This window comes from Mesorhizobium terrae, from assembly GCF_008727715.1.
In the GTDB taxonomy this organism is placed as follows: Bacteria; Pseudomonadota; Alphaproteobacteria; order Rhizobiales; family Rhizobiaceae; genus Mesorhizobium; species Mesorhizobium terrae.
On sequence record NZ_CP044218.1, the window covers coordinates 5,273,460 to 5,287,652 of the forward strand.

Genomic DNA, 14,193 nt, shown 5'->3' on the forward strand with positions numbered 1-14,193 from the left:
GGCACCCGGAACCGGCGACGGTTCCGGAGCCCGGTTGCCCGCAGGCTCCGCTTACCGGAATTCGAATATCGAGCGGAAGATGCCGGGTGCGATCACCGACAGGGGATTGATCTGCAGGTCCGGCTTGTTGGCGTTGCCCTTGAGGCGGTAGGTGACGCCGATCAGCCCACCGTCGCGACCATTGCCCAACAGCGCGCCTACCAGCGGCAGTTCGCCGAAGATGCGGTTCAGCCCATAGGCCGGCATGAAGGTGCCGGTCATGTCCATATTGTTGTTCTGGTCGTAGAGCGTGCCCTGGAAGGTGGTGCCGATCAGCGGACCGCGCAGCACGCCGTTCGACACTTTCAGATAGCCATTGCCCTTGTCGATCTCGGCATAACCGCGCTCGAACTCCGCACGGGAGGTATCGATGTCGGCCTTCACCGCATCGTTGAGCGAACGCTTGTCGCCTGTGGGCTTGGTCGAGACGATCGACGCCAGTTTCGGCTCGTTGACGATCACGAAATTGCGGGTGTCGACCGTGCCGCGCATCGGCCCGTCCGACGCGCCGGCAAGTGCCACCGTGATCGCGCCGCCCTGCATGTGCTTGTAGATATCGAGGAACCGCAGCACCGCGCCGGCATCGGTCGACTTCATGTTCAGCGTGTGCCGGCCATTGGCCGTGTCGTTGGAAACATCGATCAGCGCACCGGACTTCGACTGCGCCTTGACGCTCAGCCCGTTCAGCTTCGAACCCGAGCTGCTGTAGTCGAGGCTGAAATTCGACACCGTCTCGTCGTTGAAGCCGGTCAGTGCCTTGACGTCGGCGGAGAGCGAAATGGAATCGCCGCTACCCGGCTTGGTCGCGCTGTCGGTGTCGGCGGTGAATTGCTTGATCAGCGGGCGGGCGTCCAGCGCATCGCCATCCACCTTGACGGTATAACCTTTGCCGGATCGTTTGACCGAGACCGCGACATCGTCGCCGCGGTTCAACTGGACATGGCTGAGGTCGGCCGACACCAGGCTGCCGTCGGACAATTCGACCGCCCCGGCGGCGGAAAAGGTCTTGCCATCCAGCTTGAAGCCGGAAAGTTTCGTGGATGCGCCGGATTTCTTCATGGTGAAGGAAGCGGTCGCCGGCACCCCCTGCCCCTTGCTCCAGCCCGCCCATGGCAGGTTCAGCTTGGCATTGGTCAGGTCGGCGACAACCTGCTGGTTGTCGTTGTCGCTCTTGTCGAGGGCGATCTTCATCGAACCGGAAAGCAAGGCGGACAGGCCTGGCATCATGGTCTGGCGGATCTTGTCGTCGACTGTCAACGACACCTGGCGCGCGCGTGCCGGCCCGTCCGGCTCGAGCGGCTCGACCAGGGAGATGTCTGCGGGGATGCCGTTGAGCTGCGCCTTGGCCGTCACCGTGGCGCTCTTCGGGTCCACGACGATGCTGCCATTGGCGGCGGTGACCATCTGGTCGTCAACCGGCTTGGAGATGGCCAGGTTCTGATAGTCCAGCGAGACCAGCCAGCCGAGCTTGGAGGTGTCGATGCCGAGCTGCAACGGGATGTCGGCCCTGACATTGCCGGTGACAGTACCCGAAAGCTCTTCCGGCTTCAGGCCGACATGGCGCATGGCGTTGATCGGCTCGTAGGAGGCGAGTTCAGCAACCGCATCGGCATCGCCGACGACATCGATGTTCAGCGCGCCGATCACCGGCGGCAGATTGGCGTTCTTGACGGTGAGCGTGCCGTTGCTGGCCGAGACGACGCGACCGCTGGGCATATAGACGGTGCCGGACGACAACGCGATGTCGACATCGTTGCCGTGGAATTCGACGATGCCGTTGGCGTCGCGGATGGGCGGAATCTGGCCCGCCGTATCGAAACGCGAGCCTTCGAGCTGGAAGCGACCGAACACCTCGTTGCGGTCGAGCGGAATGCCGTTGCCGGCACGACCCGGCGCGACCTGATATTGCAGGCTCGCCTCGACGACCCTGCCGCCGAACAGGTTCTGCAACACCCATTCGCGGGCGCCATGCGCGGAGAACCACGGCCACAGCTGCTTCACATGCGAGACCGGCATGTCGTGCACGTTGAGCGCGAGCGAGACGCCGGGCGCCTTGCCTTCCACGAAAGTGAGGGCGGCGTTGCCCAGCACCTCGCCGGCGGCGCCGGAGCGCACCGCGATGGTCGGCACCACAAGCTTGCGGCTGACCGTCTGGTAATCGCCGGCAATGCGGGCAGCGATGCTCAGCGCCTGTTCGGAGGAATCGGCCGGCGCCAGCACCGATTTGTCGCTGACCAGATCGAACCGGTAGGACGGGTCTTCACCGGCAACGCCCTCGCGCGGCTTGGGACCGAGCGAGCCCTCGATGCCGATATCCGAGCGGCCGACCTGGAGGTCGAGCTTGTCGATGGCGAGCTTGTTGGCGCCCCGCAGCAGCGTGGCCTGCAATTTGGCGTCGAGCGGCAGCATGCCGCGCGCGCCGAGGTCGAGCACCGCGCCGGCCAGCGTGCCGGAAATGGCGAGCCTTGGCTGCGCGTCGCCCTGGCCCTCCGATCCTTCCAGATGCAACGTCAATGCGCCCACCCTGCCGGCGACCGGCGTCGCCTGCGGTTCGGCGCCGATCGGCTCGACCGCGATGTCGGCGGTCAGCGAGGTGACCTTGCGTGCCGCGGGATCGCGCGCCGCCAAGGCGTCGACGCTGAGCTTGCGGCCATCGATATCGAGCCTGGAGGAGAAGGTGAAGCCGCCGGGCCCCGACTGCGCCACATTGGCCTCGGCGATGGTCAGCAGGCGCAGGTCGCCAGTCTTCGACAGCACGATCTCGACATTGTCGAGGTCGATCTCGCGGACCGATTCCAGCCTTATGGCGTCCAGCGACTGGTGGACCGCCCCGAACACCGTATCGGTGATCTTGTCGGGGTCGACGAGGCCGTCGGCGTTGCGCAGCGAACCGGCCCAATCGCCGCCGCCTTGCGAGGGAAGCGCGTCGACAAACAGGCGCGCCTGCGAAACCCTGGCGCTGGTCAATTGGACCTTGCCCGTGAGAAGCGGGAAAAGCCGCACGCCGAAACGCATCAAGCCGGCTTCCATCATCGGCTTGCCGTTGCCGGTCTGCATGGTGACGTCACGAACCTGCAGGGCGAGGAAACTCGACTTGTCGAGCGTGATCGAGGCCGGGCCGACGGCCACATCGACATCGACGCCGGCCATGCCTTCGATCGCCTGTTCGGCGGCTATACGCAGCCGTTCCGAGCCGACGCCGGAGGCGCCGATCGCGTAGATGCCGGCGACAAGGACCAAAAAGAACGCGCCGATGCCGAAGGCGACACGGATCAGGAGCCGCGCGCCGCGACCGATCTTCGCCTGCCCCAGAGGCGGGGTCGGGCTGGCAGACGGCAAGGAGTGGAGATCGGCGATCTCCTCGCGCCTGAACCTGATCTTTTCGTGCCGTGGCAGCTCGTGATCCACGCAGTCTCCGTCTTCAGCCCTCTTTCGCGGACGAATCCCCGGCCGACACTATAGCGACCCGATGCCGGGCGCGAACGCCAAAAGCGGATTCCCGCTTTGCGTTCGTGCGCGCGCCAATTTATTGAGGTTCTCGCACGGTCCCGGCCTGGGCTGCTTCGGGACCGTGAGCCGGCGCATAGGTTCAAACAAAGGCAGGGTTATGGCCGATCTCGACATGGGCGATCTGGCGCCCGATTTCACGCTGCCGCGCGACGGCGGCGGCTCGTTCAAACTGTCGGACTTCATCGGCAAGCCGGTGGTTATCTACTTCTATCCGGAAGACGATACGCCGAGCTGCACCAACGAGGCGATCAGCTTCTCGCAACTCAGGCCCGAATTCGAAAAGACCGGCGCCGTCGTCATCGGGCTTTCACCGGACAGCGTGAAAAAACACGACAAGTTCAAGGCAAAGCACGGGCTCGCCGTCGACCTCGCCTCCGACGAGGAGCGCAAGGTAATCGAGGCCTATAGTCTTTGGGTCGAAAAGAAGATGTACGGCCGCACCTATATGGGCGTCGAGCGCGCCACCTTCCTGATCGGCCGCGACGGCCGCATCGCGCGCATCTGGCGCAAGGTGCGCGTCAAGGGCCATGCCGAGGCGGTGCTGGAGGCCGTCCGCGCCCTTTAACACCCGGACCGCGCCGGTAGAGACGCCTCCAGGAAATGGAGGCCGGAGGCTCGCCGCGCAAGGCTTTGTTAACCCTAACAATGTCTTATGGGCATTGTCGGGTGTTGCAAACGAAAGCCTGGTTCGGTGAACGCAAACGGTCAGTCGGCAGTCTTCGGCAGGCGCAAGGAGCCGCATACCGTCATCATCGCCCGTGGTGACGAAATCCGGCATTTCACGGTGCGTCCGTGGCTCATCGCCTGCTTCGGCTCGGCCATCGCCGCCGTCATCATCGGCTACCTTCTGGCCACTTCCTATCTCGTCTTCCGCGACGATCTGATCGGTGCCACCACAGCGCGCCAGGCACGCATGCAGCAGGCCTATGAGGACAGAATTTCCGCGTTGCGCGCGCAGGTCGACCGCATCACCAGCCGGCAATTGCTCGACCAGCAGTTGATGGAAACCAAGGTCGGCGAACTCCTGCAGCGCCAGACGCAGCTCAGCCAGCGCCACGGCCGGCTGGGACCGATCCTGGAGCGCGCAGAGGCGATCGAACCGGCCGCCGTGGAAACGCAGGCGCCCGCCCCCGCCGTCACACCCGGCGACCGCAGCAAGCCCGAGGATCACGCAGCCCTGATCGATGGCAAGGCAGCGCCGCAGCTTGCGATGCTGACCAGCTTCAGCGGCGCCGACGCCCAGCCGTTCTCACGCTGGTCGACCCGAGCCGACCTGCCGCCCGACGCCTCGTCGGCCGATCGTGCCGACAAGCTGTTCGTGGCCATCAACCAGTCGCTGCGGGCGATCGAGAGCGAACAACTTCAGCGCGTCACGAAGCTTGCCGACACCACCTACGAGAATGCCGACGCCATCAAGGAAGCACTGCAGGCCGCCGGCCTGCCGGTGGACAAGGATTTCGGCAAGAACGAAAGCGATGTCGGCGGCCCGCTGGTGCCGATCGACAGCGCCTTGCTGTTCGACACCAAGGTCAAGGAACTGGACGAGGCGCTGGACGAGCTCGACCGCCTGCGCAAGGAAGCGCGCCGCCTGCCGCTGGCCAATCCAGCGCCCGGCCGGGCGGTGACGAGCCCGTTCGGCGTGCGCGCCGACCCGCTGCTTGGCACGGCGGCACTGCATTCAGGCATGGATTTCCGCATTCCACTCGGTTCGGCTGCCCGCGTCACGGCGCCCGGCGTGGTGACCAAGGCCGGCTGGAATGGCGGCTATGGGCGCATGGTCGAGGTCGACCACGGCCAGGGCTACACGACACGTTACGCGCATCTCGGCCGCATCTCGGTGGCGGTCGGCCAAACGCTGAAGGCCGGCGACGTGATCGGCCAGACCGGCAGCAGCGGCCGCTCGACCGGCCCGCATCTGCACTACGAAGTGCGCCACGACGGCGAAGCCATCGACCCGCTGCGGTTCCTGCGCGTCGGCAAGAAGGTCGAGAAGTACCTCTAGACCCTTTTCATGAGGCGCCGCCGACGCGGCGCGCCTGCGAAATTCAGAGCTTGCGCAGCCCGATGCCATCGATGATGAGGCGAAGCCCGAGCAGGCCCATCGCCGTGCCGGCCAACCGGTCCACCCACAGCTTGCCGCGCGAATAGGCCGCCCGGGGATAATCCGCCGAGAAGACCAGCGCGACAACCGCGTACCAGCCGGCCTCGACAACAAAGACCAGCGGCGGCAGCAGCAGAAGAAGCCATGCCGGCGGCGCGGCAGGCAGCATCGCCGCGAAGATGCTGGCATAGACGACCGCAGTCTTCGGATTGCTGAGCTGGGTCAGGGTGGCGAACAGGACCGAGCGCCAAAGCGAACGGTTTTCGACCGGAACGGTGCCAATTGACGGCAAGGGTTCGGCGGCGCCACGCCAGATGCGAAGCCCCAGCCAGACCAGATAGCAGCCGCCGGCGAGTTTCAGCGCGAGATAAAGCCAGGCGACCTGGTTGAGCAGTGCGGCAAGGCCAAGCAGCGCCAAGCTGGCGAAAACCGTGCCGCCCGCCCCCATGCCGATCGCCGTCGCCAAGCCATGCATGCGGGATTGGGCGATCGAAATGCGGGTGACAAACAGAAAACTCGGGCCGGGGCTGATCGCGCCGATCAGTACGGCGGTAACGATGGCTAGCAGGGCTGCGAGCGGCGACATGGCAATCACCTCCTGGCGTTGAGATCGCTTGGGCAAGCGGCGGTCGATACCCGTGCTTGCCGATGGTTCCCCGCCGTCGTTCGCCAGTCGCGCGGGAGCGGAAGTTAGCCAAGGCGCCTGCGCCGGACAAGGGCGTCGAACGGCAACTGCCTGTGCCAGTCCGCGCCCCTGATTTCGTACCCGCCAACCCATCCCCTCGTCGGGTCCGACAGAGACCCCACCCCAAATTGCATCTTGACGAGCGCGCGACAAAATGGAATGAATATTTCACAAGAAGCCATCAATGGCTCAATCATTCCGAAATTAACACTCGGGAGGCCAGCCTCCCCATCGTTTACCTGTCAGTCCGCAAGTGAACGGTGCGGACGGCGGCGCATGCAGTTCCCCTTTCCGGGGCAGTTATCCGGATCATTCAGGTGCCACCGGACACCAATCGTGGAGGAGAAGAGACATGAAGACTTTTATTCTGGGTGCGGCATTCGCCGCGCTGATGACCGGCTCGGCATTCGCCGGTGACATCGGCGTCTCGATGGCCAATTCGGACACCTTCCTGACCGTCCTGCGCAAGGGCATCGAGAAGGCGGCGGCCGACGCCAAGCAGCCGGTGCAGGTCGAAATCGCCGACGACGACGTCAACAAGCAGCTCAGCCAGGTGCAGAACTTCATCGCGGCCAAGGTCGACGCCGTCATCGTCAATCCGGTCGACACCTCGGCCACCGCGCCGATGACCAAGCTCGCCCACGACGCCGGCATCCCGATCGTCTATGTCAACCGCCAGCCGATCGACACCGACAAGCTGGGCGACAAGGCCGCGTTCGTCGGTTCGAACGAAGTCGATTCCGGCACGCTGGAGACCAAGGAAATCTGCCGCCAGCTGAAGGAAGCCGGCAAGAAGGAGGCCGGCATCCTGGTCATGCAGGGCGACCTCGCCAACCAGGCGGCCGTCATGCGCACCAAGGACGTGCATGATGTGATCGCGACGCCGGATTGTTCCTTCATCAAGGTCATCGACGAGCAGACCGCCGGCTGGGATCCGGTCAAGGCGCAGGACCTGATGACCAACTGGATCGCCGCCGGCCACAAGCCGGACGCCGTCATCTCCAACAACGACAACATGGCCATCGGCGCCATCAACGCCATGAAGGCGGCGGGCTGGAACATGAAAGACGTGATCGTGGGCGGCGTCGACGCCACCCAGGAAGCGCTTGCCTATATGAAGGCCGGCGACCTCGACGTCACCGTCTTCCAGAACGCGGCTGCCCAGGGCAGCGGCGCCGTCGGCACGGCCATGAAGCTTGCCAAGGGCGAGAAGGTGCAGTCGCCGGTCTGGGTGCCGTTCGAGCTGGTGACCCCGACCAACATGGACAAGTACGCCGCCAAGAACTGACGGCAGGCAACAGGGATGCGCCGCCGGAGGAGCGGCGGCGCATCTTTTCCATCGACGGACAAGTGCCTGAACCTGATCCGGGAGGACTGATCGGTATGCAGAGCCATGCAACGGCGGCAGCCGCGCACGACAGCAGCGCTGCGCCCGCAAGCGGCTATCTTCTCGAGGTCGAGAATGTGCGCAAGGAATTCCCCGGCGTGCTGGCACTCGACAATGTACAGTTCCGCCTGCGCCCGGGCAGCGTCCACGCCCTGATGGGCGAGAACGGCGCCGGAAAGTCGACGCTGATGAAGATCATCGCCGGCATCTACACGCCCGATTCCGGCACCTTCAAATTCCACGGCCGCGACATCCGGCTGAAAGGCCCGCTGGACGCGCTGGAGAACGGCATCGCCATGATCCATCAGGAACTGAACCTGATGGCGCCGATGACGGTGGCCGAAAACATCTGGATCCGCCGCGAACCGACCAACCGTTTCGGCTTCGTCGACCATGGCCAGATGCGCCGCAAGACGATGGAACTGTTCCGGCGGCTCAACATCGACATCGGCCCTGACGTCAGGGTCGGCTCGCTCAGCGTCGCCAACCGGCAGATGGTCGAGATCGCCAAGGCGGTTTCCTACGAATCCGACGTGCTGATCATGGACGAGCCGACCTCCGCGCTCACCGAGCGCGAGGTGGATCACCTGTTCAAGATCATCCGCAGCCTGCGCGAGCAGGGCAAAGGCATCATCTACATCACCCACAAGATGAACGAGCTGTTCGAAATCGCCGACGAGTTCTCGGTGTTCCGCGACGGCAAATACATCGCGACCAAATTTTCCACCGAGGTGACGCGCGACGACATCATCCGCATGATGGTCGGCCGCGAGATCACCCAGATGTTTCCCAAGGAGACGGTGCCGATCGGCGACGTCGTGCTGTCGGCGAAGGGGCTGGCGCTGAAGGGCGTGTTCGCCGACGTCTCCTTCGAGGTGCGTGCCGGCGAGATTCTCGGCATCGCCGGCCTGGTCGGTTCGGGGCGCTCCAACATCGCCGAGACCATTTTTGGCGTGACGCCCGCCGATGCCGGCACCATCGAATTGTTCGGCAAGACGGTGCGCGTCGACAGCCCGGCGACCGCCATGCGCCACGGCATGGCCTTCCTGACCGAGGACCGCAAGGATACCGGCTGTTTCCTTCTGCTCGACATCCAGGAAAACACCCAGATCGCGGTGTTGCAGTCGGGCTATGTCAAGGGCGGCTTCGTGCGCCAGAAACAGCTCTCCAAGGCTTCGGTCGAGGTCAGCAACGCGCTGCGCGTCAAGACGCCCGATATGGCGGAGCCGATCAACAACCTCTCCGGCGGCAACCAGCAGAAGGTGCTGATCGGCCGCTGGCTGCTGACCAAGCCGAAGATCCTCATCCTCGACGAGCCGACGCGCGGCATCGATGTCGGCGCCAAGGCCGAGATTCACCGCCTGATCTCGAAGCTCGCCGGCGAAGGCGTCGCCGTCATCATGATCTCGTCGGAGATGCCCGAGGTGCTCGGCATGAGCGACCGCATCATGGTGGTGCACGAGGGCCGGGTCACCGGCTTCCTCGACAGGGAAGAAGCCAACCAAGTCAAGATCATGGAGCTGGCGTCGCATTGAGCGCGCCGCCCGTTTGGGGTGGAGACGAACATGACTACGAATGACGTTGCAGGGCCTGCGAGCATCATAGGATCGAAGAAGCGCCTGCCGCCCGAGGTTTCCATTCTTGCCGTCCTGATCGGCATCGCGCTGGTGTTCGAGATCCTTGGCTGGATCCTGGTCGGCGACAGCTTCCTGATGAACAAGCAGCGCCTGTCGATCATCATCCTGCAGGTGTCGGTCATCGGCATCATCTCGGTGGGCGTGACGCAAGTCATCATCACCGGTGGCGTCGACCTGTCGTCGGGATCGGTCGTCGGCCTGGTCGCCATGGTGGCCGCCAGCCTGGCGCAGACGGCCGCCAATCCGCGTGCCGTCTACCCTTCCCTCACCGACATCTCGCCGATCTTCGCCATCCTGGCCGGCCTCGGCGTCGGCCTGTTGGCGGGCTGGATCAACGGCTTCATCATCGCCAAGACCAAGATACCGCCCTTCATCGCCACGCTCGGCATGATGGTGTCGGCGCGTGGCATCGCCAAATGGTACACGATGGGCCAGCCGGTGGCGCTCCTCAGCGACAAATTCACCTGGTTCGGCAAGAGCTTCGAGGTGTTCGGCTTCCCGCTGCCGCTGCCGGTCATCATCTTCCTTTTGGTGGCGCTGATCTTCCACATCGCGCTCGGCTACACGCGCTACGGCAAGTTCACCTACGCCATTGGCGCCAACCAGCAGGCAGCGCGGGTGTCCGGCATCAACATCGGCAACCACCTGGTCAAGGTCTATGCCATCGCCGGCCTGCTTTCCGGTCTCGCCGGCGTGGTGACGGCGGCGCGCGCCGCCTCCGGCCAGCCCAATATGGGCGTCGCCTATGAACTCGACGCCATCGCGGCGGCGGTCATCGGCGGCACCTCGCTGTCGGGCGGCGTCGGGCGCATCTCCGGCACGGTGATCGGCACCATCATCCTGGGCGTGCTGACCTCCGGCTTCACCTTCCTCAAGGTCGGCGCCTACTACCAGGAGATCATCAAGGGCATCATCATCGTTGCCGCCGTCGTCATCGACCAGCAACGCCAGAACCGGCGCAAAAAAGCCTGAGCCGCTCCTCCCGAGCCAACTGCCAGCCGTGCCGGCCTCCGGCGCGGCTTTTTCATGGCCACGGGCAAGTGCGAGCGCGCCGAGCATGGTTGGCGCGCAACTCAACGATGGCTAGACCGGATCGGCTTGATGAAGGAACTGGTGGGCGATGACGGGCTCGAACCGCCGACATCTTCGGTGTAAACGAAGCGCTCTACCAACTGAGCTAATCGCCCGCTCCGGGGCGGACCTTTAAGCAGTTAGCGTGCGCTGCGCAAGGCCAAATGACGGCGTGGATGAGACGCCCCACCCGTCCTTCCGCGGCTTTTCTGCATGCTGTCAAAAAACCTTCGCATGAACTGCAATTAGCCACGGCGCGCCGCTTGACACCTGCCGGTGAACCCCGTATCCAGCCGCCAACGACGAACGCGGCCAGCCGAATTCGTCCAGTGCGCGGGTGTAGCTCAGTCGGTTAGAGTGCCGGCCTGTCACGCCGGAGGTCGCGGGTTCGAGCCCCGTCACTCGCGCCATTTTCTCTCCTCCAAGCCATTGTTTGCAAGGAACGGGGCAACGCGGCCGCGTAAGCGGTTTTGCAGCCACGCCGCTAACCTGCGCGCCAGGTTGTGCGATATCGATCTTCCCACACGCATTGCCGAGACACGGATAGCGATAGCAACCGATCCAGTTGCCTCACAGCCCCGTCAGGCGCTTGCACGCGCCCTTCCCCGCCTTCGCATCGCTCACGGCCGCAGCGCGCCCGAAGCCATTGCCAAGCCTTTTGGCGATGGCGCCGGCGCACCAACCAGACAACAAAAAAGCCGGGCTCAAGGCCCGGCTTTTCGCATTTCTGAACAATGGGACGTCTTAGTTGACGGCGTCCTTCAGGCCCTTGCCAGCCGTGAACTTCGGCACCGTACGCGCCGGGATCTTCACTTCAGCACCGGTCTGGGGGTTGCGGCCGGTCGAGGCAGCGCGCTTCGAGACCGAGAAATTGCCGAAGCCGACCAGACGGACATCGCCACCATTCTTCAACTCGCCGGTGATTACGGAGAACACCGCATCCACCGCCGACTGCGCGTCACCCTTAGAGATCTTCGCGGCATCGGCGACAGCGGACACCAGTTCGTTCTTGTTCATAAAAATTCCCTTCCATGAGAAAACCGGAACTTGCGACTCATCCGGCAGGGATTGGACTTTAGAAAGAAGCGTTCCCACAACCAAGCCGCAAGACCGACAAAAAGACGAAAAAAGCCCGGAAAACCGGGCTTTTTCACAAGAAAGCCGGGCTCAAAGGCCCGGCTTTCCGTTTGTGCGTCGCACTCTTGGCCGCTGTTAATGAGCCAGCGACTTTCCGGCATCGTCGGCATCGGTGCTCGCCGGCGTGTTGACGGGCTCGACCCATTCGATCGGTTCCGGCATCCTGACCAGCGCGTGCCGCAGCACTTCACCCACTCTGCTGACCGGAATGATCTCCATTCCGTTCTTCACATTGTCCGGAATCTCCGCCAGATCCTTGGCGTTCTCTTCCGGGATCAGCACCTTCTTGATGCCGCCGCGCAGTGCCGCCAGCAGCTTCTCCTTGAGGCCGCCAATCGGCAGGATGCGTCCACGCAGCGTGATCTCGCCGGTCATCGCCACATCGGCCCGGACCGGGATGCCGGTCAGGATCGACACGATGGCGGTGGCCATGGCAGCACCGGCCGACGGACCGTCCTTCGGCGTGGCACCCTCGGGCAGATGCACGTGGATGTCGCGCTTGTCGAACAGCGGCGGCTCGACGCCGAAATCGAGCGCCCGCGAGCGAACATAGGATGCCGCCGCAGAGATCGATTCCTTCATCACGTCGCGCAGGTTGCCGGTCACCGTCATGCGGCCCTTGCCGGGCATCATGACGCCTTCCACCGTCAACAGCTCGCCGCCAACCTCGGTCCAGGCCAGGCCGGTGACGACGCCGACCTGATCGTCGGATTCGGCACGGCCGAAGCGGTAGCGCTCGACGCCGAGATAATCAGCCAAGTTGACGGCGGTGATCTTCACCGACTTCTTCTTGGTCTTCAGGATCTCGGTCACCGCCTTGCGGCCGAGCTTCATCAGCTCGCGCTCAAGGCTGCGCACGCCCGCTTCACGGGTGTAAGTCTGGATCACGGCACGGATGGCGTCCTCGGAAACCGAGAACTCCTTCGGCTGCAGCGCGTGGTCGCGCACCACCTTCGGCATCAGGTGCCGCTTGGCTATCTCGACCTTCTCGTCCTCGGTGTAGCCGGCGATGCGGATGATCTCCATGCGGTCCATCAAGGGCGCAGGGATGTTCAACGTGTTCGCCGTCGTCACGAACATCACGCTCGAAAGGTCGTATTCGACCTCCAGATAGTGGTCCATGAACGTTGCGTTCTGTTCCGGATCGAGCACCTCGAGCAGCGCCGACGACGGATCGCCACGGAAGTCCTGGCCCATCTTGTCGATCTCGTCGAGCAGGAAGAGCGGGTTGGACTTCTTCGCCTTTTTCATCGACTGGATGACCTTGCCGGGCATCGAGCCGATATAGGTGCGGCGGTGACCGCGGATCTCGGCTTCGTCACGCACGCCGCCGAGCGCCATGCGGATGAACTCGCGACCCGTCGCCTTGGCAATCGACTTGCCGAGCGAGGTCTTGCCGACGCCGGGAGGGCCGACGAGGCACAGGATCGGCCCCTTCAGCTTCTTCTGGCGGCTCTGCACGGCCAAGTACTCGACGATGCGGTCCTTGACCTTGTCGAGGCCGAAATGGTCGGTGTCGAGCACTTCCTGAGCAAAGCTCAAATCCTGCTTCACCTTGGAGTTCTTGCCCCACGGGATCGACAGCAGCCAGTCCAGATAATTGCGCACGACGGTGGACTCCGCCGACATCGGCGACATGGTCCTCAGCTTCTTCAACTCGGCTTCCGCCTTCTCGCGGGCCTCCTTGGTCAGCTTCGTCTTCTTGATGCGCGCCTCGATCTCGGCGGCCTCGTCGCGGCCGTCCTCGCCTTCGCCGAGTTCCTTCTGGATCGCCTTCATCTGCTCGTTGAGGTAGTACTCGCGCTGCGTCTTCTCCATCTGGCGTTTTACACGCGAGCGGATGCGCTTCTCCACCTGCAGGACGGAGATTTCGGCTTCCATGAAGCCCATCGCCTTTTCCAGCCGTTCCTTGACGGACAGCGTGGCGAGCATTTCCTGCTTCTCGGGGATCTTGATGGCGAGATGCGAGGCAACCGTGTCGGCGAGCTTGGAATAGTCGTCGATCTGGCTGGCCGCGCCGACCACCTCGGGCGAGATCTTCTTGTTCAGCTTGACGTAGTTCTCGAAGTCCGAAACCACGGAACGCGCCAGCGCTTCGACCTCGACCTCTTCCTCCTCGGGCTCGGCCAGAACGCTGGCTTTGGCCTCGTGGTAATCGGTGCGGTCGGTGAACGACACGATCTTGGCACGCGCCACGCCCTCCACCAGCACCTTCACGGTGCCGTCGGGGAGCTTCAGGAGCTGCAAGACGTTGGCGAGCGTACCGATGTCGTAGATCGCATCGGCTTCGGGATCATCGTCGGCGGCATTCATCTGGGTGGCAAGCAGGATCTGCTTTTCCTGGCCCATCACCTCTTCCAGCGCCTTGATCGATTTTTCACGCCCGACGAAGAGCGGAACGATCATATGTGGAAACACCACAATGTCGCGCAGTGGAAGAACCGCAAAGGCGCCGTCGCCGGGAGCCTTGGATATTTTGGCCATTGTCCAACCTTTCCTTCGCGACCGCCCTTAGCCAATCGCGAATCTCATATTAACGACCGCGGGTCATTCCGCCTACCACCGATTGTGACGGGAGTTTTGCAGCACAGAATTCGGCCCTTGGCCTTCGCTGATTAAGTGGATG

10 protein-coding genes and 2 tRNA genes are annotated in these 14,193 nt (G+C 63.8%); 6 read left to right on the forward strand and 6 right to left on the reverse strand.

From position 1 onward, the window contains the following. Positions 1 to 51: 51 nt before the first annotated feature. The gene (locus tag FZF13_RS26585) at positions 52 to 3,447 is read right to left on the reverse strand and encodes a YhdP family protein (RefSeq protein WP_024923820.1); all 3,396 of its coding nucleotides are present in this window, start codon (positions 3,445 to 3,447) and stop codon (positions 52 to 54) included. Positions 3,448 to 3,646: 199 nt separating this feature from the next. Here FZF13_RS26585 and FZF13_RS26590 point away from each other — a divergent pair, with 199 nt between their 5' ends. After that, a complete protein-coding gene (locus FZF13_RS26590; RefSeq protein ID WP_024923821.1) occupies positions 3,647 to 4,114 on the forward strand; it encodes a peroxiredoxin in 468 nt (155 codons plus the stop codon). 126 nt (positions 4,115 to 4,240) lie between these two features. Then, on the forward strand, positions 4,241 to 5,551 hold the full coding sequence (locus FZF13_RS26595; protein WP_024923822.1) for a M23 family metallopeptidase: 1,311 nt from the start codon (positions 4,241 to 4,243) through the stop codon (positions 5,549 to 5,551). A 43-nt stretch (positions 5,552 to 5,594) separates the two neighbouring features. On the opposite strand, the gene FZF13_RS26600 is transcribed toward FZF13_RS26595, so the two are convergent. After that, positions 5,595 to 6,236, reverse strand: coding sequence for a LysE family translocator (locus FZF13_RS26600; protein WP_024923823.1), 642 nt, complete (start codon positions 6,234 to 6,236; stop codon positions 5,595 to 5,597). A 451-nt stretch (positions 6,237 to 6,687) separates the two neighbouring features. On the opposite strand from FZF13_RS26600, the gene FZF13_RS26605 reads away from it, so the two are divergent. The 3 genes from FZF13_RS26605 (at position 6,688) to FZF13_RS26615 (ending at position 10,331) form a co-directional block, all read left to right on the forward strand. Further along, complete coding sequence (locus FZF13_RS26605) at positions 6,688 to 7,623, forward strand: sugar ABC transporter substrate-binding protein (RefSeq protein ID WP_024923825.1); 936 nt, start codon at positions 6,688 to 6,690, stop codon at positions 7,621 to 7,623. Positions 7,624 to 7,718: 95 nt separating this feature from the next. Further along, positions 7,719 to 9,257, forward strand: a complete 1,539-nt coding sequence (locus FZF13_RS26610) for a sugar ABC transporter ATP-binding protein (RefSeq protein ID WP_024923826.1) — start codon at positions 7,719 to 7,721, stop codon at positions 9,255 to 9,257. 30 nt (positions 9,258 to 9,287) lie between these two features. Next, entirely contained in the window at positions 9,288 to 10,331 is a 1,044-nt protein-coding gene (locus FZF13_RS26615; protein WP_024923827.1) for an ABC transporter permease, read from the forward strand. A gap of 139 nt (positions 10,332 to 10,470) precedes the next feature. On the opposite strand, the gene FZF13_RS26620 is transcribed toward FZF13_RS26615, so the two are convergent. Beyond that, a tRNA-Val gene (locus tag FZF13_RS26620) sits at positions 10,471 to 10,546 on the reverse strand. Between the two features lie 217 nt (positions 10,547 to 10,763). Between FZF13_RS26620 and FZF13_RS26625 the strand changes: the two genes are divergently transcribed. Next, positions 10,764 to 10,840 (forward strand) — tRNA-Asp (locus FZF13_RS26625). A gap of 334 nt (positions 10,841 to 11,174) precedes the next feature. Here the strand turns inward: FZF13_RS26625 and hupB are convergent. The 3 genes from hupB to lon are packed head-to-tail and all read right to left on the reverse strand — an operon-like array spanning position 11,175 to position 14,051. Continuing rightward, entirely contained in the window at positions 11,175 to 11,447 is a 273-nt protein-coding gene (hupB, locus tag FZF13_RS26630) for a DNA-binding protein HupB (protein WP_024923828.1), read from the reverse strand. Next, positions 11,444 to 11,677, reverse strand: coding sequence for a hypothetical protein (locus tag FZF13_RS26635; RefSeq protein WP_139116499.1), 234 nt, complete (start codon positions 11,675 to 11,677; stop codon positions 11,444 to 11,446). Before FZF13_RS26635 ends, hupB begins: the two co-directional genes overlap by 4 nt. Then, positions 11,643 to 14,051 (reverse strand): endopeptidase La, encoded by a 2,409-nt coding sequence (gene lon / locus FZF13_RS26640; protein WP_024923829.1) that lies wholly within the window; start codon positions 14,049 to 14,051, stop codon positions 11,643 to 11,645. Before lon ends, FZF13_RS26635 begins: the two co-directional genes overlap by 35 nt. Between the last annotated feature and the right edge of the window lie 142 nt (positions 14,052 to 14,193).

What these genes read in the sequence shown, in the direction of transcription:
- hupB (WP_024923828.1), bottom strand. Translation starts at nt 11,447, where the DNA reads ATGAACAAGAACGAACTGGTGTCCGCTGTCGCCGATGCCGCGAAGATC.
- FZF13_RS26635 (WP_139116499.1), bottom strand. Translation starts at nt 11,677, where the DNA reads ATGCCGACGATGCCGGAAAGTCGCTGGCTCATTAACAGCGGCCAAGAG.
- FZF13_RS26610 (WP_024923826.1), top strand. Translation starts at nt 7,719, where the DNA reads ATGCAGAGCCATGCAACGGCGGCAGCCGCGCACGACAGCAGCGCTGCG.
- FZF13_RS26605 (WP_024923825.1), top strand. Translation starts at nt 6,688, where the DNA reads ATGAAGACTTTTATTCTGGGTGCGGCATTCGCCGCGCTGATGACCGGC.
- FZF13_RS26600 (WP_024923823.1), bottom strand. Translation starts at nt 6,236, where the DNA reads ATGTCGCCGCTCGCAGCCCTGCTAGCCATCGTTACCGCCGTACTGATC.
- FZF13_RS26615 (WP_024923827.1), top strand. Translation starts at nt 9,288, where the DNA reads ATGACTACGAATGACGTTGCAGGGCCTGCGAGCATCATAGGATCGAAG.
- lon (WP_024923829.1), bottom strand. Translation starts at nt 14,051, where the DNA reads ATGGCCAAAATATCCAAGGCTCCCGGCGACGGCGCCTTTGCGGTTCTT.
- FZF13_RS26590 (WP_024923821.1), top strand. Translation starts at nt 3,647, where the DNA reads ATGGCCGATCTCGACATGGGCGATCTGGCGCCCGATTTCACGCTGCCG.